General features: G+C 65.2%; 13 protein-coding genes. 5 read left to right on the top strand and 8 right to left on the bottom strand.

The window, feature by feature from the left end:
• Positions 1–7: 7 nt before the first annotated feature.
• The 4 genes from XH83_RS34270 to XH83_RS34255 form a co-directional block, all read right to left on the bottom strand.
• Entirely contained in the window at positions 8–955 is a 948-nt protein-coding gene (locus XH83_RS34270) for an ABC transporter permease (protein ID WP_194404968.1), read from the bottom strand.
• A gap of 40 nt (positions 956–995) precedes the next feature.
• Entirely contained in the window at positions 996–2,594 is a 1,599-nt protein-coding gene (locus XH83_RS34265) for an ABC transporter substrate-binding protein (RefSeq protein WP_194404967.1), read from the bottom strand.
• Between the two features lie 225 nt (positions 2,595–2,819).
• Positions 2,820–4,370, bottom strand: coding sequence for an AMP-binding protein (locus XH83_RS34260; RefSeq protein ID WP_194404966.1), 1,551 nt, complete (start codon positions 4,368–4,370; stop codon positions 2,820–2,822).
• 17 nt (positions 4,371–4,387) lie between these two features.
• On the bottom strand, positions 4,388–5,542 hold the full coding sequence (locus XH83_RS34255) for an iron-containing alcohol dehydrogenase (RefSeq protein ID WP_194404965.1): 1,155 nt from the start codon (positions 5,540–5,542) through the stop codon (positions 4,388–4,390).
• 270 nt (positions 5,543–5,812) lie between these two features.
• Here XH83_RS34255 and XH83_RS34250 point away from each other — a divergent pair, with 270 nt between their 5' ends.
• The 4 genes from XH83_RS34250 (at position 5,813) to XH83_RS34235 (ending at position 12,869) form a co-directional block, all read left to right on the top strand.
• The gene (locus XH83_RS34250; protein ID WP_194404964.1) at positions 5,813–7,024 is read left to right on the top strand and encodes an efflux RND transporter periplasmic adaptor subunit; all 1,212 of its coding nucleotides are present in this window, start codon (positions 5,813–5,815) and stop codon (positions 7,022–7,024) included.
• Positions 7,021–10,188, top strand: coding sequence for an efflux RND transporter permease subunit (locus XH83_RS34245; protein WP_194404963.1), 3,168 nt, complete (start codon positions 7,021–7,023; stop codon positions 10,186–10,188). The genes XH83_RS34250 and XH83_RS34245 overlap by 4 nt, the downstream gene beginning before the upstream one ends.
• A 292-nt stretch (positions 10,189–10,480) precedes the next feature.
• Positions 10,481–11,674, top strand: a complete 1,194-nt coding sequence (locus tag XH83_RS34240) for an ABC transporter substrate-binding protein (protein WP_194404962.1) — start codon at positions 10,481–10,483, stop codon at positions 11,672–11,674.
• Between the two features lie 253 nt (positions 11,675–11,927).
• Positions 11,928–12,869, top strand: a complete 942-nt coding sequence (locus XH83_RS34235) for an IS110 family transposase (RefSeq protein ID WP_194404488.1) — start codon at positions 11,928–11,930, stop codon at positions 12,867–12,869.
• 73 nt (positions 12,870–12,942) lie between these two features.
• Here XH83_RS34235 and XH83_RS34230 read toward each other — a convergent pair whose 3' ends face one another.
• From XH83_RS34230 to XH83_RS34215, 4 genes are read right to left on the bottom strand one after another with little or no spacing between them, the layout of a single operon-like run.
• On the bottom strand, positions 12,943–13,332 hold the full coding sequence (locus XH83_RS34230; RefSeq protein WP_194404961.1) for an MAPEG family protein: 390 nt from the start codon (positions 13,330–13,332) through the stop codon (positions 12,943–12,945).
• A gap of 27 nt (positions 13,333–13,359) precedes the next feature.
• Complete coding sequence (locus XH83_RS34225) at positions 13,360–14,442, bottom strand: lipocalin-like domain-containing protein (protein ID WP_194404960.1); 1,083 nt, start codon at positions 14,440–14,442, stop codon at positions 13,360–13,362.
• The gene (locus tag XH83_RS34220) at positions 14,432–16,894 is read right to left on the bottom strand and encodes an FtsX-like permease family protein (RefSeq protein WP_194404959.1); all 2,463 of its coding nucleotides are present in this window, start codon (positions 16,892–16,894) and stop codon (positions 14,432–14,434) included. Before XH83_RS34220 ends, XH83_RS34225 begins: the two co-directional genes overlap by 11 nt.
• Positions 16,891–17,544 carry an ABC transporter ATP-binding protein gene (locus tag XH83_RS34215; RefSeq protein WP_194404958.1) on the bottom strand — a complete coding sequence of 218 codons (654 nt, stop codon included), beginning with the start codon at positions 17,542–17,544 and terminating at the stop codon, positions 16,891–16,893. Before XH83_RS34215 ends, XH83_RS34220 begins: the two co-directional genes overlap by 4 nt.
• A 144-nt stretch (positions 17,545–17,688) precedes the next feature.
• Here XH83_RS34215 and XH83_RS34210 point away from each other — a divergent pair, with 144 nt between their 5' ends.
• Positions 17,689–19,038: an MFS transporter gene (locus XH83_RS34210; protein WP_194404957.1), complete on the top strand. Its 1,350-nt coding sequence runs from the start codon at positions 17,689–17,691 to the stop codon at positions 19,036–19,038.
• Positions 19,039–19,079: the final 41 nt, after the last annotated feature.

The raw sequence follows: 19,079 nt of genomic DNA, 5'->3' as shown, positions 1-19,079 counted from the left end.
AGCTCTCCTAATCCGTGTACCTGATCCGCGGGTCGAACACCGCGTAGAGCATGTCGACGATGAAATTCGCGACCACCACGACCACGGCGATGAGCATCACCAGGTTCTGCACGATCGGATAGTCGCGCCAGCGGATCGCCTCGACCAGGAAGCGCGCGACGCCGGGGATGTTGAACACCGTTTCGGTGACGATCAGGCCGCCGATCAGGAACGCCGCCTCGATGCCGATCACGGTGATGACGGGCAGGATCGCGTTCTTCAGCGCGTGCTGATAGTTCACGGCCGTCTCGGAGGCACCCTTGGCGCGCGCGGTGCGGATGTAATCCTGCCGCAGCACCTCCAGCATCGAGGACCGCGTGATGCGCATGGTCAGCGCCGCGCTGCGGAAGCCGACGGCGGCGGCCGGCACGGCGTAGGTCGCGAACGCCTCGAGCCAGGTCTTCGGGTTTGGATTGAAGATCGGTATCTGGCCGAACATCGCGACCGCCGCGGTGAGGATGAGCAGGCCGAGCCAGAACGAGGGCAGCGACAATCCGCTCAGGCTCACCACGCGCAGGGCGTAATCAAGCCGCGTGCCCTGCTTGACGGCGCTGATGACGCCCAGCGGAATCCCGATCGAGGCCGAGAACAGCAGCGCGAGGCCAGCCAGCTTGGCCGTGATCGGGATCCGCGGCAGGATTTCCTGCAGCGCCGGCTTCTCGGAAACATAGGAATAGCCGAGATCGCCGCGCAGAAAACCGCTGATCCAGTGCCAATATTGCACGATCATCGGCTGGTCGATGCCGAGCTCCTTCTCCAGATTGGCCTTGTCGGCGGGATCGACATAGCCGGCCGCGGCGAACAGGATGTCGACGATGTTGCCGGGCACGATGCGCAGCAGAACGAAGATGACGACCGAGATCCCGAACAGGGTCACGAGCATCAGGAAGAGGCGTCGCACCAGATAGGCAAACATCCTTCGCCCTCCGCGAGCCGTTAATCTTCAGCCAGGCGTGCTACTTGTCGAGCCACACATCCTCGTAGCGAAAGCCGTTATAGGAGCTGTTCGACATGATCGTGACGCCCTTGACGTAAGGCTGCCAGCACGTGCCGGCCCGCGCGTGGAAGATGATCGGGCGGGCGACATCCTCCTGCAGCTTCTTGTCGATCTCCCACACCAGCGGCTTGCGCTTGGCGATGTCGATCTCCTGCGATTGGACGTCGAACAGCTTCTCGATCTCCTTGTTGCAGTAATTGGTGTAGTTCCGCTCGGAGCCGCAGGAATAGTTCTCGTAGAAGGACTGGTCGGGATCGTCGACGGAGTTGCCGGTCAGATTGAGGCCGAGCATGTAGTCCTTGCGCGCGACTTTCGGGAACCAGTTCGCGGTTTCCACGACGTCGAGCTCGCCGTCGATGTAGATGCTCTTGAGCTGGTCGATCAGGATCACGGCGGGGTCGCGATATTCCGCGAGATTGCGGGTCGAGACTTTCACCGCAAGATGCTTGTCGGGGCCGTAGCCCGCCTTCTGCATCAGCTTCTTCGCCTCCTCGCGGTTCGCCTTCACGTCCTGGCCGTAGCCCGGAATGGTCTCCAGCCTGTCCTTCGGCATGCCCCAGATGCCTTGAGGCGGCGGCAGCATGGTGCCGCCGATATCGGCCTGGCCTTCGAACAGGATGTCGATGAAGGCTTTGCGGTCGAGCGCAAGGGACACCGCCCGGCGAATATCGATGTTGTCGAACGGCGCGGACGTCGAGTTGACGATGATGTTGGTCGAGACATTGGTCGGCTCGACGACGCAGGTCGCGTTCGGGGCCTGCGACTTGATGTCCTTCAAGAGCGGAATCGTGATGTGCGTCGGGAATGTCATGTCGAACTTGCCGGCGACGAAAGCGAGGATCGCGGTCGAGCGGTTCGTGATGATGGTGTACTCGACGCCGTCGAGATAAGGCAGGCCCTTCTTCCAATAGTCAGGATTTCGCGTCAGCTTGATCGATTCATTGGCCTTGAACTCGACGAATTTGAACGGCCCGGTCCCGATCGGATGGGTGCGCATGTCCGCCGGAGAGACGTGGCAGGGATAGACCGGCGTATAGCCGGACGCGAGCATCGCCAGCAGCGAGGGTTGCGGCCGCTTCAGGTCGAAGGAGACCTCGAAATCGCCATTCGTCGTGATCTCATTGACTTCGTTGTACCAGGCCTTGCGCGGGTTCTGCCGCAGCTTCTGCTGCGATTTGCCCATCAAGAGATCGAAGCTGCATTTGACGTCGGCCGACGTGAACGGCTTGCCGTCGTGCCATTTGACGCCCTGGCGCAGCTTGAATGTCAGCTTCTTGTTGTCGCCGCTCCAGGACCAGCTTTCGGCGAGCTCGGGCCTGAGGGTGTCAGGACTGTTCTGCGCGATGTGCTGGTCGTAGATGACGAGATTGTTGAAGACCCCCATGAACGGCACGTTGACCGAATAGGTCGCGCCTTCGAGGATCGAGGCGTTGGCCGGACTGTCGCGGTGATACATCCGCAAGGTTCCGCCCTGCTTGGGCTCGCCGGCGAGCGTGGTGGTTGAGGTTGTCAGCACAGATAGCGCCGCCGTTACGGCGAGCGCCCACACGCTCCGCATGCTCATCCTCCCTGGACATCGGCCTTTTGCGGCCTGTTTGACCTGACGATAGCACGCAAGCCGAGCGAGGCAACCCCGATAGCGCCGCATGCCGCCTCGACAATTCGGATGACGGAAGCCGCAGGGGTTCATATCTCACAATGTGAGAGTGCAGGTGCGAAGAGATGGGGCCTGTGCTGCGTTCAGTAGTTGCGCGCCGGGACGACAGCGAGTGGAGCCGTGCCCTCACACGATCCTTGACGCCTTGTTTCCCCAGTACCGATCCCGCAGCAGGCGCTTGTAGAGCTTCCCGGTCGGCAGCCGCGGCAATTCCTTCTCGAAATCGACCGAGCGCGGCACCTTCTGCCGCGACAGCGATTTCGCGCAGAACGCGATCAGCTCTTCGGCCAGCGCCGCGTCCGGCACGACGCCGGGCATCGGCTGCACCACCGCCTTCACCTCTTCGCCGAGATCGGGATTGGGTACGCCGAATACGGCGGCATCGGCGACCTTCGGATGGGTGATCAGCAGGTTCTCGCATTCCTGCGGGTAGATGTTCACCCCGCCGGAAATGATCATGAAGGTCGCCCGGTCAGTCAAATACAGGAAGCGGTCTTTGTCGACATAGCCGACATCCCCGACCGTGCTCATGCTGCCGTCGACCGAGCGCGCCTCCCTGGTCTTCTCAAGGTCGTTGAAATATTCGAACGGCGATCCCGTCTTGAACCAGACTTGGCCCGGCGTCCCGGTCGGGCACGCCCGCATGTTCTCGTCGAGGATGTGGAGATCGCCGAGCAGCACCTTGCCGACGGTGCCGCGATGCGCGAGCCATTCCTCGCTGTTGCAGGCGGTGAAGCCGAGGCCTTCGGTTGCGCCGTAATATTCGTGAATGATGGGTCCCCACCATTTGATCATGTCGTCCTTGACCAGAGCAGGGCACGGCGCGGCGGCGTGGATCGCGATCTCGAGCGAGGACAGGTCGTAGCGCTTTCGCACCTCTTCCGGCAGCTTCAGCATGCGCGAGAACATCGTCGGCACCAGCTGGGTGTGCGTGATGCCCCATCGTTGGACCAGCTCGAGATAGCGCTCGGGATCGAAACTCTCCATGATGATCACGGTGCCGCCCATGCGGATCGTGAGGTTCACGGCAGCTTGCGGCGCGGAATGATAGAGCGGGGCCGGCGAGAGATAGACCATGCCCTCACGGTAGTGCCAGAGCTTGGTCAGGAAATCGAACAGCTGCAGATTATGCTTCGGCGGCTCCTCCGGCAGCGGTCGCAGGATGCCTTTCGGCCGCCCGGTCGTGCCGGACGAATAGAGCATGGCGGTGCCGAGCCATTCGTCGGCGATCGGCGTCGCCGGCAGACCAGCGGTCACCTCCGCAAGGCCGACGATGCGCTCGCTCTCGCCGGGACCATCGGCGACGATGCAGAGCTTGATATCGGGGCAGGCCTGGATCGCCTCGCGCGCGATGTCGAGCTTGGCCACCGACGTGATCAGGATCTTCGACTGGCTGTTGACCAGCAGATAGGCGAGCTCGCCCGGCGTCAGGAAGGAGTTGATGCAGGTGTAGTACAGCCCGGAGCGCTCGCCCGCGCCGCAGGCCTCCAGGTAACGCGAATTGTTCTCCATGAAGATCGAATAATGGTCGAGCCGCCTCAAGCCGTGCTTGCGGAACAGATGCGCCAGCCGGTTGCTGCGCGCCTCCAGCTCGCGATAGGTGACGGCCTCGCCGGTGGACGCCATGATGAAGGCGGGCTGCAGCGGGCGCAGGCGGGCGTGTGTACCTGTGTACATCGATCCTCCGGTTCAGATCATGCGGCGAGAAGCAGGAGTTCGCGCACCTGCGCCGGGCCTTCGATCTTGCGCGGATTGCGCGGCACCCAGGGCGTGCGCATCGCCTGCTCGGCGATCGTCTCGAAATGCTCGGACGACACATGCACCTCGGCGAGTCTGCGCGGCATGCCGAGCGAGCGGATGAAGGCGTCGAGCACGTCGGCGGCGTTGTGACCGGGAAAGCCCATGGCGGCGGCGACGATCATCTGCCGCTCGGCATTGGCCTGCGCATTCCAGCGCATCACCGCCGGCAGCATGATGCAGGAGGTGTAGCCGTGCGGCACGTCGAAGGCCGCGCCGAGCACATAGCCGATGCCGTGGCTCGCGCCCATCGGCACGCCGGCGGCAAGGGCGCCCATCGACAGCCAGGTGCCGATCTGCGCGTCCATCCGCGCGTCGAGGTCGGAAGGGTCCGCCTTCACCCGCGGCAGCGCGTCGGCGAGCATGGCGAGCCCCTTGACCGATTGCGCGTCGGCATAGGGATGCGTCTCATGCGAGCAGATCGCCTCGACGCAATGGTCGATGGCGCGGATGCCGGTCGACAGGAACAGCCATTCCGGCGTGTGGACGGTAATGGCAGGGTCGAGGATGGTGGCACGCGGTACCGTCAGCGGATGCCGTAGCATCTGCTTCACATTCGTGCTGCGGTCGGTGACGCCGGCGATCGCGCTGAACTCGCCCCCGGCGATCGTGGTCGGCACGCTGATCTGCCGCACGTGAGGGGCGATCATCTCGGGCGCGACGCCCTTGCGGACGCGGATGCGCTCGATGCCGTCGATGTCGGTGATGCCATTGGCGAGGCAAAGCTGCACCGCCTTGGCGCCGTCGGTGATCGAGCCGCCGCCGACGGTGACGATCAGATCAGCTCCAGCCTCGCGGGCTGCATTTGTGGCTGCAATCACCGCCTCGCGCGGCGTATGCGCCGGCATGGCGTCGAACAGCCCGGCGCAGCGGGAGCCCAGCGCCTGCTTGATTGTCTGGATTTCGTCGGTCTGGCGGTTGAGCGTGCCCGAGACCATCAGGAAGGCGCGGCGCGTTCCCAGCCGGTCCATCTGCGCGACAATGGCGCCGGCTGAGGGATGGCCGAACACGACCTCCTCGATCGCGCCGAAAACGACACGTCCCTGGTGCACGCCTGTCCTCCCGGACAATTTGCCTTGTTTTTGTAGGGAGAGCTTAGCCGAGCCCATTGCGGGCGTCATGCGCGAAGACGCTGGCCATCGCCGCGCGCGAAGCCGGCTATCGGGCTGTCAACCCGCCATCCGGCCAGGGCGTTCGTCCGAGCATTGCGCGCACCGCGGTCTTGAAGAGTTCATCTTTGCCACCCATCTTGTGGCGCCCGCAGGTAGAGGCGTACCCAGCATTTCCTGCGGCTTTTGCACGAGGACTGGCGAGGATTTGGGATGAGCGGACCGGATGGAAGCGAGCGGTTTGTCAAAAAGCACGATCTCGTCCTGGCTCGACTGGGCGCAATCGCCGCGTTTGTCGGTGCGACTTTCGCGCTCACCGGTTGCGGGCAGCCGGCCTCGCAGGGCGCTGCTCCCCCGCCAGCGCCTGTGACCGTCGCCCAGCCGGTCAAGCGCACCGTCACCGATTGGGACGAGTTCACCGGGCGCTTCGAGGCGGTCGAGGAGGTGCAGGTGCGCCCGCGCGTCGGCGGCTTCGTCAACTCGGTCGAATTCCAGGATGGCGCCATCGTGCGTCAGGGCGACCTGCTTTACGTGATCGACCCGCGCCCGTTCGAGGCGGTGGCGACGCAAGCGGAGGGCCAGCTGTCTGACGCACGCGCCAAGGTGGAGCTTGCCAAGCGCGAGCTCGACCGAGGCCTCAGCCTGGTGCAGAGCAGCGCCGTCTCCGAGCAAGCCGTCGACCAGCGCCGTCAGGCCCTGCAGGCGGCACACGCCGCCGAGATGCAGGCCGAGGGCGCGCTGAAGGCCGCCAAGCTCAATATCGAGTTCACCCATGTGACGGCGCCGCTGACGGGCCGCGTCAGCCGTCATCTCGTCAGTCCCGGCAATCTCGTGCAGGGCAGCGACAGCGGCACGTCGACATTGTTGACGTCCATCGTCACTCTTGATCCGATCTACGTCTATTTCGACATGGATGAGGCGACCTTCATCAAATACAGCAAGCTGTGGTTCGAAGGCCGGCGCCCGAGCTCGCGCGACACGGCGAACCCGGTGCAGGTGACGCTCGCCGGCGAGACCAAGCCGTCGCATGAGGGCACCATCAACTTCCTCGACAACCGGCTCGACGTCTCCACCGGCACGCTACGCAGCCGCGCGGTGATCAAGAACACCGATCTGTCGATCCTGCCCGGCCAGTTCGGGCGTGTCAGGCTGATCGGCAGCGCGCCCTATGAGGCGCTGCTGATTCCGGATGTTGCCGTCGCGACCGACCAGTCCCGCAAGATCGTGTTCGTGGTGAAGCCCGACGACACCGTCGAGGCGCGTCCCGTGGTGCTCGGGCCGCTGGATGACGGCCTGCGCGTGATCCGCGAAGGGTTGAAGGCGGAGGACCGCGTCATCGTCAACGGCATCCAGCGCGCCCGCGTCGGCGCCAAGGTCGCGCCGCAGACCGCGCCCGCCGGTGGCAAGCCGGGTGACAAGTCATGAATCTCGGCCGTCTCTCCATCAACCAGCCCATCCTGGCGATGGTGCTGTCGATCGTGCTCCTGATCGTCGGCGCGCTCGCCTACACCACGCTGCCGGTCTCCGAATATCCGCAGGTGGTGCCGCCGACCGTGGTCGTCACCACGCAATATCCCGGCGCCTCCGCGCAGACCGTGTCCGACACGGTCGCAGCGCCCATCGAGCAGGAGATCAACGGCGTCGAGGACATGCTGTATCTCTACAGCCAGGCGACCTCGAACGGCCAGCTCACCATCACCGTCACTTTCAAGCTCGGCACCGATCTCGACAAGGCCCAGGTGCTGGTGCAGAACCGCGTCGCGATCGCGCAGCCGCGGCTGCCCGAGGAAGTCCAGCGCAACGGCGTCACCACGCGCAAGAACTCGCCCGACATCCTGATGGTCGTGTTCATGCTGTCGCCCGACGACACGTTCGACCAGCTCTACATCTCCAACTACGCGCTGCTCCAGGTCCGCGACCAGTTGCTGCGCCTCGACGGCGTCGGCGACATCCAGATCTTTGGCGCGCGCGACTATTCGATGAGGCTGTGGCTCGACCCTGACCGGATCGCCAATCTCGGCCTGACCTCGGCCGAGGTGCTGGCGGCGATCCGCGCCCAGAACGTGCAGATCGCGGGCGGCCAGATCGCCGAGCCGCCGATCGCCGACCGCGCCTTCCAGCCGAACCTGACCTTCACCGGCCGCCTGAAGGATCAGAAGCAGTTCGAGGACATTCTGATCAAGGCGGGCTCCGACGGCCGCGTCGTGCGGCTCCGCGACGTTGCCCGCATCGAGCTCGGGGCGCTGGCCTACTCCACCAACAGCTTCCTGCTGCGCAAATCCGCGGTTGCGATGCTGGTGACGCAGCGGCCCGGGTCCAATGCGCTCGCCACCGCAAAAAACATCAACGACACCATGACGAGGCTCAAGGAGAGTTTCCCCAAAGGTCTCGACTACAACATCGGTTACAATCCAACCGAGTTCATCGCGCAGTCCGTCCACGAGCTGATCAAGACCATCTACGAGGCCATGCTGCTCGTGGTCATCGTGGTGCTGGTGTTCCTGCAGGGATGGCGGCCCGCGATCATTCCGATCATCGCGATCCCGGTGTCGCTGGTCGGCACATTTGCGGTGATGGCGGCGCTCGGCTTCTCCATCAACAATCTCACGCTGTTCGGCCTCGTCCTCGCCGTCGGCATCGTGGTCGACGACGCCATCGTCGTGGTCGAGAATGTCGAGCGGCATCTCGAGCACGGCATGAGCCGGCGCGACGCCGCGCTGAAAACCATGGAGGAGGTCGGCGGCGCGCTGGTCTCGATCGCGCTGGTGCTGTGCGCGGTGTTCGTGCCGACGGCGTTCCTCGGCGGAATTTCCGGGCAGTTCTTCCAGCAATTCGCCGTCACCATCGCGGTTGCGACCGCGATCTCCTGCTTCTGCTCGCTGACGCTGTCGCCGGCGCTGGCCTCGCAGATCCTCACCCCCCACGAGGCGAAGCGGCCGCCCGCGAACTGGAATGTCATCGCGCGGGCATGGGGCGCCTTCACCGGCGTGTTCAACCGCGTGTTCGACCGGCTGGCGCACGGCTATGCCGGCCTCGCCAATTTCGTGATCCGGCATTCGGTCCTGATGCTGCTGATCTACGTCGTGCTGATCGGCAGCGCCGGCTGGCTGATCGCGACCACGCCGCAAGGCTTCATCCCGGCGCAGGATCGCGGCTACGTCATCGTGTCCGTGCAATTGCCGGGTGCGGCCTCGCTGGCGCGCACCACCGAGGTCGTGCGCGAGATCGAGCGGATCGCGCTGGATACGCCCGGCATCGTCCGCGTTGCCGCCTTTGCCGGCTTCTCCGGCGCGACGCGCACGCAGGCCGGCAACGCGGCGGCTCTGTTCCCGGTGTTCGACGAGCCCGAGGCGCGGATCAAGAAGGGATTGTCCGCGAACGCCATCACGGTCGAGCTGCGCAAGCGCCTGTCCGCGATCCAGGGTGCTTTCATCATCGTGATTCCGCCGCCGGCCGTGCCCGGCATCGGCACCGGCGGCGGCTTCACCATCCGCATCCAGGATCGCCAGGGCCGCGGGCCCGAAATGCTCGCTGCGGCCACCGACGAGCTTGTCGCCGCGGCGCGCAAATCGCCCTCGCTGCTCGGCCCCTCGGTGTTCTCGCCGTTCAGCGCCAACACGCCACAGCTCTTCGTCGACATCGACCGCACCAAGGCGCAGAAGCTCGGCGTGCCGATCTCGAACATCAACGACACGATCCAGAGCTATTTCGGATCGACCTATGTCAACGACTTCAACCTGTTCGGCCGCACCTATCACGTCACCGCGCAGGCCGACTTCCCGTTCCGGAAGGAGCCCAGCGATCTCGCGCGCCTGCGCACGCGTAACGCCTCCGGCGACATGGTGATGCTCGGCAGCGTGGTCGAGTTCAGGGATGTCTCGGGCCCCGACCGCGTCGCGCGCTACAATCTCTATGCCGCATCCGAGCTCCAGGGCGAGCCGGCGCCGGGCACCAGCTCGACCACGGCGCTCAACACCATCAAGAAGCTGGCGGACGACACCTTGCCGAGCGGCTTCACCTTCGAATGGACGGACCTCTCCTATCAGCAGATCACCGGCGGCAATGCCGGCCTCTACGTGTTCCCGATCTGCGTGCTGTTCGTCTATCTCGTGCTCGCCGCGCAATACGGCAGCTGGACCTTGCCGTTCGCGGTGATCCTGATCGTGCCGATGTGCCTGCTTGCCGCCACCATCGGCGTGCGCCTCATGGGACAGGACGTCAACATCCTCACCCAGATCGGCTTCGTCGTGCTGGTGGGGCTAGCCGCAAAGAACGCGATCCTGATCGTCGAATTCGCGCGCGACATCGAGAACGAAGGCAAGCCGCGGCTGGAGGCCGTGATCGAGGCCTGCCGGCTGCGCCTGCGGCCGATCCTGATGACCTCCTTCGCCTTCATCCTCGGCGTGCTGCCGCTCGTGGTCTCGACCGGCTCCGGCTCCGAGATGCGGCAGGCGGTCGGTGTCGCCGTGTTCTTCGGCATGATCGGCGTCACCCTGTTCGGCCTGTTGTTCACGCCGATCTTCTATGTGGTGGTGCGGAACCTGGCGGAGGGACGGAACGAGGGGAAGAAGCCGGAGATGGTGGCTTAATCAGTGAGGCCACGTCTGTCGCCCACACCCTCCGCTGTCATCCCCGCGGACGCGGGGATCCATAACCCCAGGGAGCAGTGTGGGGCGAAACTGGTCACTCCGAGTCTTCGCCAAACCACGTCCTGTGGTTATGGGTCCCGGGTTCGCGGCTTCGTCGCGCCCCGGGACGACGACTGAGAATGTGGCGCGCAGAATCCCATACTAACGACCAACTTGAAATGCATGGGCAGGGCCGGGGTTCTTCCCTAATATCCGCGCGATTTCAAAACAGAAAACTGCTGGGAGCTAACAGATGAAATCAGCACTTTTGGCCGCCGTCGCAACCTCTGCTTTGGTGCTGGCGGCGCCGGCTGGCGCGCAAGGCGTCAAGATCGGCATCCTCAACGACCAGTCCGGCGTCTATGCCGATTACGGCGGCAAATGGTCGGTCGAGGCGGCCAAGATGGCGATCGAGGATTTTGGCGGCGAGGTGCTCGGCCAGAAGATCGAGCTGGTCACCGCGGATCACCAGAACAAGCCCGACCTTGCAGCGTCGATCGCGCGGCGCTGGTACGACGTCGAGAACGTCGACATGATCACGGAGCTCACGACCTCCTCGGTCGCGCTCGCGATCCACGAGCTGTCCAAGGAAAAGAAGAAGATCGACATCGTCGTCGGCGCCGCGACCTCGCGGCTGACGGGCGATGCCTGCCAGCCCTACGGCTTCCACTGGGCCTACGACACCCGCGCGCTCGGCGTCGGCACCGGCGGCGCGCTGACCAAGGCCGGCGGCGACACCTGGTTCTTCCTCACCGCGGACTACGCCTTCGGCTATGCGCTGGAAAAGGACACCAGCGAGATCGTCACCGCCAATGGCGGCAAGGTGGTCGGCTCGGTGCGCGTGCCGCTGAACTCCTCGGACTTCTCCTCCTTCCTGCTGCAGGCGCAGAGCTCCAAGGCCAAGATCGTCGGCCTCGCCAATGCCGGCCTCGACACCACCAACTCGATCAAGCAGGCGTCCGAATTCGGCATCGTCTCCGGCGGCCAGAAGCTCGCGGGTCTTTTGATGACGCTCGCCGAAGTGCACGGCCTCGGTCTGCAGGCCGCACAGGGCCTGGTGCTGACGGAAGGCTATTACTGGGACGTCAACGACAAGAGCCGCAATCTCGGTGAGCGCTTCCTCAAGCGCACCGGGCGGATGCCGAACATGATCCAGGCCGGCACCTATTCGGCGACGCTGAGCTATCTCAAGGCAGTCAAGGCCGCCGGCACCAAGGATCCCGATGCCGTCGCCAAGAAGCTGAAGGAGCTGCCGGTCGACGACGATTTCGCGCAAGGCGGCAAGGTGCTCGAGAACGGCCGCATGGTCCACGACATGTATCTGTTCGAGGTCAAGAAGCCGGCGGAGTCGAAGAAGCCCTGGGACTATTACAAGCTGCTCGCCACCGTCCCCGGCGACAAGGCATTCTTCACCGCCAAGGACAGCGGCTGCCCGCTGACGAAGTGAAGCTCTCTCGTGCCCCGGACGCATCGCAGCGCGCAGCGGTGCGATGCAGAGCCGGGGCCCATCTCTCCGCACAGCGTGCCGCCTGCTGGGTCCCTGTGTATCGAAATCCTGTCATGGTGGAGTGGGCGGGAAGCCGTTGGGTCCTTGGCGCTTGACGCCGTGAGCCGGCTCGGTCTCCCGCCCGTTCCATCTATCAACCTGAACAGTTGCACGAGGCTGCGCCAACAGACCTCGCATCACAGGGACAGGCACCATGATCATACGCCCTCGTTACGTCGGAATCGACGTCTCCAAACGATATCTCGATATCTTCGATGAGAGCCTGGGCGTGCCGGAGCGCATCGCCAACGCGCCGCAGGCCATCACACAGATCGCGGCGCGTTGGCGATGCGATGTGCTGGTCGTCTTTGAAGCCACGGGCGTCTATGACCTTGAGCTTCGTGAGGCGCTCAGCCAGGCCGGCATCCGCTTTGCCCGGATCAACCCGGCCCGGGCCCGGGACTTTGCGCGCGCCAGCGGCCAGCTCGCCAAGACCGACCCGATCGATGCCCGGATGCTGGCGAGCTTTGCCCGGGCCATGCAGCCTGCCGCTGAGCAGGCTGCCAATCCTGCCCGCAATGCCCTGGCGGGGCTTGCAAAACGGCGGGATCAACTGGTTCTCATGCGTGCCCAGGAGAAGAACAGGCGCAGCGAGGCCGAGGACCGCGCCATGGCCGATCGCATCGGTCGGCTCATTGAAGTCCTCGACAATGAGATCGCCGCAATCGAGGCCGATATTAGCGCACTGATCAAGACTGAGCCGGAGGTCTCCGATGATGCGCAGTTGATGCGGTCACTTCCCGGCGTGGGCCCCGTAACCTGCATGCAGCTGATCGCGCAGATGCCGGAACTCGGAAAAGTGGGACCGAAGCAGGTGGCCGCGCTCGCCGGCCTGGCTCCCTTCAACGTCGACAGCGGCGCTTACCGCGGCAAGCGGAAGATCGTCGGGGGCCGAAAGCGCGTCCGCGATGCCCTCTACATGGCCGCTCTCAATGCGGTCCGCCGGGCCGATCCATTCAAGGCCTTCTACGCTCGACTGCGACAGGCCGGTAAACCTGCCAAGCTCGCTCTCATTGCCGTTGCCAGGAAGCTGTTGACGGTCCTCAACGCCATCATCCGCGATCGAAAGCCGTACCTGTACACTAGGCCAACATAACAGTTGCCGGTACAGCGGCGCAGCGTTATACGCTGCACCGCGCCCGGGACACGAGCAGGTGTGATGCCATGCTTCACTTCACCAGCCGCAACACCACCGCCCCCAGTGCGCCCGCCCACGGCGCCATCGCGGCGACGCCCTGGATCATGAAGCCGGGACCGCGCTTGGCCGCCGCCTTGGAATAGCCGATGAAGTAGACGACGCGGCCGACGATCCAGACCGCGCCGAGTCCGGCCGCGGCGGCATCGCCGATATAGACCGCGAACAGCCAGAGCGCCGGCAGGACAATCGGCATCCATTCCAGCGTATTCATCTGGATGCGGAAGGCGCGCTCGAAATCCGGATGGCCCGACATCGCCGGCACCTTGACGCCGGTCCTGGTGCGCGAGCGCGAGACGTTGATGGCGGTGAAGAAATAAAATGCGATCGCCAGCAGCGTGACGAGGGCGGTGAGGTGATACATCGCTCGGTTCCCTTGAAGAGACCGCGCTTAATACCCGGTCAGCTCGAGATAGCCAACGCCGTCATGGCTCCCGGCAAAACTGATCGGTCCCTCCCAATAGGAAAAGCCGGTGCCCATCCAGGCCTTCGGATTGAGCGGCCTGCAGAGGATCGAGAACGAGCGCGACGGGATCGCGATCTGCCATTCCACCGGCAGCTTGCGTCCCGCGACCTGCGCGGTCGCTTTCGGAATCATCTGGATGTCGCCGCCTGCGATCATCTGCGTCTCGCCGGAAGCGCTGATCCAATTGCCGAACGGATAGTCCTTGCCGTCCTTCTTCCGCAGCCGGTACAGCATCAGCTTGTCGCCGGACGACAGGTGCAGCGACAGCCAGTCCCAGCCGGTCTGGTCAGTGTCGAGCGGCTGGCTGCTCCATTCGCGGTCCATCCAGGCTTGCCCTGAGACAGCGACCGGCTTGTCGTCGATGGTGAGCGTGCCGCGCGCGCGGTAGAACGGCTGGCTGTAATAATAGGACGCCTGCCCGCGCTCCGATTTGCGGCTGTAGCCGTGATCGCCCTGCAGCACGACCGGACGATTGGCCTCCAGCGTCAGGGCGTAGCTGAAATCCGTGCTGGAGGCCTTCAGCGTCAGCGGTGCCAGGGTGGGATCGTCGGCGTGCTCAAGCCCCTTCATCTCCCAATCGTCGATCCAGGCCGCAAACGGCTTTTCCGTGACCCCTGCTTGGCCCACGCCACCACGTGAAAACACTTCGTTGAAGCGATGGGTGTTGGCGCGCGTCACCGCCGCATGCGCCATCCATATCTGCCGATTGGCCCAGCCTTCGCCTTGCGGACCCGGCTGTGATGCCTGGCGGAACAGCGTCCATTGCAGGCCGCACGCCGCACCGCTGCCATCGACGAGATTTGCCGTCAGATACCACCACTCGATGCGAAACTCCGGATGCGGCCCGTGATCAGCCGGAAATGCGAATGTCTTTCCCGGCGTCACCTTCGCAAAGCCGTCCGCGGTCTCGCCGAGGCCGGCATAGCCTTGCGCGCCGGCGCAGCGAGCGAGCGCCAGCGCGGCGATGCCCCCGGCGAAGGCGCGGCGCGACATTCGATCAGCGCTCATTGGCGAACACCTTGACGAGGCTGGCCGGCTGCATCCGTGCGAGCCGCACGACCGGCAACAAGGCCGCGAGCAACGAGGCCAGCAGCGCCACCGCGACGAGCCCGATCAACTGCGCCGGAAACACATGGAAAGGCAGCCGCCAGCCGAATGCCTTCACGTTGACGATCGCGATCAGGCACCACGCCACCAGGAGGCCGAGCGGCACGGCCAGCAGCGATGTGAACAGCGCGACCGACAGCGTCTTGGTCAATTCGATCGCGGCGAGGCGCGGCCGCGTGATGCCGATCGCCCATAGTGGCGCGAGTTGCGGCAGGCGGGAGTTCGCCAGCGTCAATAGGCTCGTGAACAGCGCGATGCCTGCGACGCCGAGCGTGAACGCATTCAGCGCGGACGTGACCGCAAAGGTGCGGTTGAAGATGCGGATCGATTCTGCCTTCACCGTCGCCTGGTCGGCGACGCTGCGGTCGTCGAGCGCAAACTGCTTCTGCAGCGCCGAGATCAGGCCCGGTATATTCTCCCTGGCAACGATCAGGCCCATCCGCGTCTGCGGCGTCTGAGGAAACTGCCGCATCAGCGCCGCGACATTCACCGCGAGCTGTCCCTTGGGATTGCCGTAATCGGCATAGATGCCGACGATGTCGAGCTCCCAGGTCCCGCCAGGTGCCGGCACCTCGACGACGTCGCCAATGCGCACATTCAGGCGGCGGCTGAGCTGCTCGCTGATGAAGGCGGCATTCCCCGGCACGAGCCGGGTCCAGGCGCGGGGCGCGGCGTCCAGCAGCGGCCAGCGCTCGCGATAGAGTGCATGATCGGGCAGGCCGAGCAGCTCCACCGGCTGGCCCTGAACCTGCGCTTCGGCGCGGCCGCCCGACAGGATCGCCTCAACGTCGCTGCGCTGCTTCAGCCAGTTGCGGATCTCCGTGCCTTGCGCGTTGTCGGCGGCGCTGATGTAGACGTCGGCAGCGAGCCGTCCGTTGAGCCAGCCGATGAAGGTGCGGCTGAACGTCCCCACCATGGTGGAGACCCCGACATTGACGGCGAGGGCGAGCAGGAGCGCCATCAGCGCCAGCGACAATCCAGAGAGCTGCTGCCGGCTGTCCGCCCAGAACCACAGCGCCAGCGGTTTTCGCGCAGCACGTTGGCCGGCCAGCAGGAGCAGTTCGAGGAAGGCCGGCAGGATCAGGGCCGCGCCGAGCATCAGGGCCGCCAGCACGCCAAAGCCCGCAATCAGCGATTCGCCATAGCGCAGCAGCAGCAGCGCGACCGCGAACACGGCGCAGGCGGCCAGGCTCTGCAGGATCAGCCAGCGGCGCTGCCGCTGCTGCCAGGCGTGCGGCTGGGCCGTTGCCAGCACCGGCATCCGGATCGCCTTGATCAGGCTGGTCGCCGCCGCGACGAGCGCGCCCGCAATGCTGATGCCGATGCCGGCGAGCCACCATTCGGGCCGCAAGCTGAGCTGCCCGGGGATTTGCGCGCCATACAGCCCACGCAGAGAGGCCGCGACGTCGGGCAGGAGCACGGCCGCGATGAAATAGCCACAAACTAGCCCGATCAGCCCGGCGATGAGAGCCAGCGCCACCAGCTCGACCACCAGCACGCTGTTGACGAGCCGCGCCGAGGCACCACAGGCGCGCAGCGTCCGCAGCATCGGCAGCCGCTGCTCGAAGGCGAGGCCGACGGCTGAGTTGACGATGAAGAGGCCGACGAAAAACGACAGCAGGCCGAACGCCGTGAGGTTGAGATGGAAGCTGTCGGTGAGGTGCTCCAGCTCGGTCTCCGCGCTCGGCTCGATCAGCTGCAACTGATCGCCGACAACGCTGGCCAGCGGCGCGGGCTTGCTTCTCGGCTTGCCGATCAGCAGCCGCGACACCTGGTCCGGCTTGTTGAGGAGACGCTGCGCCACGCCGATATCGACCACCAGCACGTCGGGCACCAGCTGCGGCAGCACGCGCAGCGGCGGCAATGTTGCGCCGTCGCTGGTCGGAGGCGCCGCGCCCTCCTGCTCCCGCAGATCGCGCAGCGTTTCCCGTGCCACCAGCGTCTGGCCCGGCGGTGCAACGAAACTGCCGAGATCCGCGGCACCAAGGCGCGGCGCATTGCCGACATCGACCGGGAGCGTCACCGGCTCGATCCCGAGCAGCCGCACCGAGCGGCCGTTGATCTGGACCCGGCCCTCCAGCGCCGGCGACACCGGCCAGCCGGCGCGGCGCAGCTTGACGAACAGGTCCTGCGAGAACGTTGCCGCATGCGGCGCGACCAGCATGGCCGTGCGGCTGCCGCCGAACGTCGCCGCGGCGCGGTCATAGGCGGTGCGGGCCTGCTGGTTGATGGCCTGCACGCCGCTCCACAGCGCGGTCGCCGCGATCAGCCCGATCAGCAGCGTCGCGAACTGCATCTTGTGACGCCGCCAATGGCTGAGCAGCACCGCGAGAATCCACAGCGCGCGTCTCATGCGATCCGTCCCGCATGCAAGGTGAGGTGGCGGTCGAGCTGAGCGGCCAGATGCAGGCTGTGCGTCACCATCAGGAAGCCGCAGCCGGTGCGCGCAACGAGGTCGCGCGTCAGCGCCAGCACATCCTCGGCGGTGTCTTCGTCCAGATTTCCGGTCGGCTCGTCCGCCAGCAGCAGAGACGGTTTTGTCGCCAGCGCCCGGCCGATGGCGACCCGTTGCTGCTGACCTCCGGATAATTGCTCGGGATAGCGCTTCAGAAGAGCGCCGAGCCCGAGACGTTCGGTCAACTCGCCGGTCCAGGCCGCATCATGGCGGCCGGCAATCCGCGCCTGAAAGATCAGATTGTCCGCGACCGACAGGCTCGGGATCAGGTTGAATTGCTGAAACACCAGGCCGATCCGGTCGCGCCGCAAGCTGGCGCGCCCCGCGTCAGAGAGCTTGGTAACCTCAATGTCTCCCAGCCGGATCGAGCCGCCATCGGCGGCATCGAGCCCCGCGATCAGGTGCAGCAGCGTGCTCTTGCCGCTGCCGGACTCGCCGGTCAGCGCGACGCGCTCGCCGTCGGCGAGGTCGAGATCGACGCCGCGCAGCACATGGACCGGTTCGCCGGCCGAGGAGAAGGTCTTGGAAAGATTACGGATGCTCAGCACGATGAATGGCGCCGGACGGAATTAGCGGACTTGTTGCGTAGCACACTTGCTGCGGAAATGCCGGGTTGCGTTGGTCTCGAAGCCGTTGTTAGCTCCCAAGACGGCCAAATCAAAAAGTGCCAAAAAAGACATGCGGGGAGAACGATGAGCGCTCAGGGAACGCCTGATACGGCGGGCAGCACGGCGAGGAACTCCAAGGCTTCGGCAAAGCCGACGCCGAAGGGCGCCTGGACCGTCACTTTTCTCCTCTTTCTCTTCATGGTCGTGAACTTCGCGGACAAGATCGTCGTCGGCCTCGCCGGCGTGCCGATCATGACCGATCTGAAGCTCTCACCGGAGCAGTTCGGCCTGCTCGGCTCCTCGTTCTTCTTCCTGTTCTCGATCGCCGCGATCGTGGTCGGCTTCATCGTCAACAAGGTGCCGACGCGCTGGGTGCTGCTGGCGCTCGCGGTGGTCTGGGCGCTGGCGCAATTTCCCATGGTCGGCACCGTCTCCTTCACGACGCTGTTGATCTGCCGCATCGTGCTGGGCGCCGGCGAAGGCCCGGCCTTCTCGGTCGCCGCGCACGCGATCTACAAATGGTTTCCCGACGAGAAGCGCACGCTGCCGACCGCGATCCTGTCGCAGGGATCGGCCTTCGGCGTGATCCTCGCCGTGCCCGCACTGAACTGGGTCATCGTCAATCATTCCTGGCACTATGCCTTCGGCGCGCTCGGCGTCGTCGGCCTGATCTGGGTTTGTGCCTGGCTCGCGCTCGGCAAGGAAGGACCGCTGGAGGACACGCAGGTCCTGGCCGCGACCGAGTCGAAGATTCCCTATTTGCAGCTTCTCACCTCGCGCACCTTCGTCGGCTGCGTCGCGGCGACCTTCGGCGCCTATTGGGCGCTGTCGCTCGGCCTGACCTGGTTCACGCCGTTCATCGTCAAGGGGCTCGGCTTCTCGCAGAGCCAGGCCGGCTTCATCTCGATCCTGCCCTGGGTGTTCGGCGCCACCATCGTCATTCTCACGGGATGGATCTCGCAGGTGATGATGGCGCGCGGCTACAACACCCGCGCGGCTCGCGGCGTGCTCGGCTCGGTGCCGCTGGTGATTGGCGGGCTGATCCTGGCGATGATGCCGCATGTCCAGGGCGCGGGCCTGCAGATCGCGCTGCTCGTGGTCGGCTCGGGCCTGTGCGGGGCGATCTATGTCGTCTGCCCGCCGATGCTCGGCGAGTTCACGCCGACGTCGCAGCGCGGCGCGATCCTCGCCATCTACGGCGCGCTCTACACGCTGGCCGGAATCGTCGCGCCGGCCGTGATGGGGGCGATGATCCAGCGTGCCGGCAGCACGATCGACGGCTACATGACCGGCTTCACCATCAACGCCGTGATCATGGTCGGCTCCGGCCTGCTCGGCCTGCTGCTGCTCTGGCCGAACACGGAAAAGGCGAGGTTGACGCGTGGTGCAGCGGCGCAGGCGAGCGCGCTGAAGGGTGCGGTGTCGCCGACGTAGGCGACTAATGGTATCACACTCCGCTGTCGTCCCTGCGAACG

The sequence above is a fragment of the Bradyrhizobium sp. CCBAU 53351 genome (genome assembly GCF_015291745.1).
Taxonomy (GTDB): domain Bacteria; phylum Pseudomonadota; class Alphaproteobacteria; order Rhizobiales; family Xanthobacteraceae; genus Bradyrhizobium.
The sequence above is the reverse complement of the archived record's forward strand: the minus strand, read 5'-3'. Positions and strand labels throughout refer to the sequence as shown.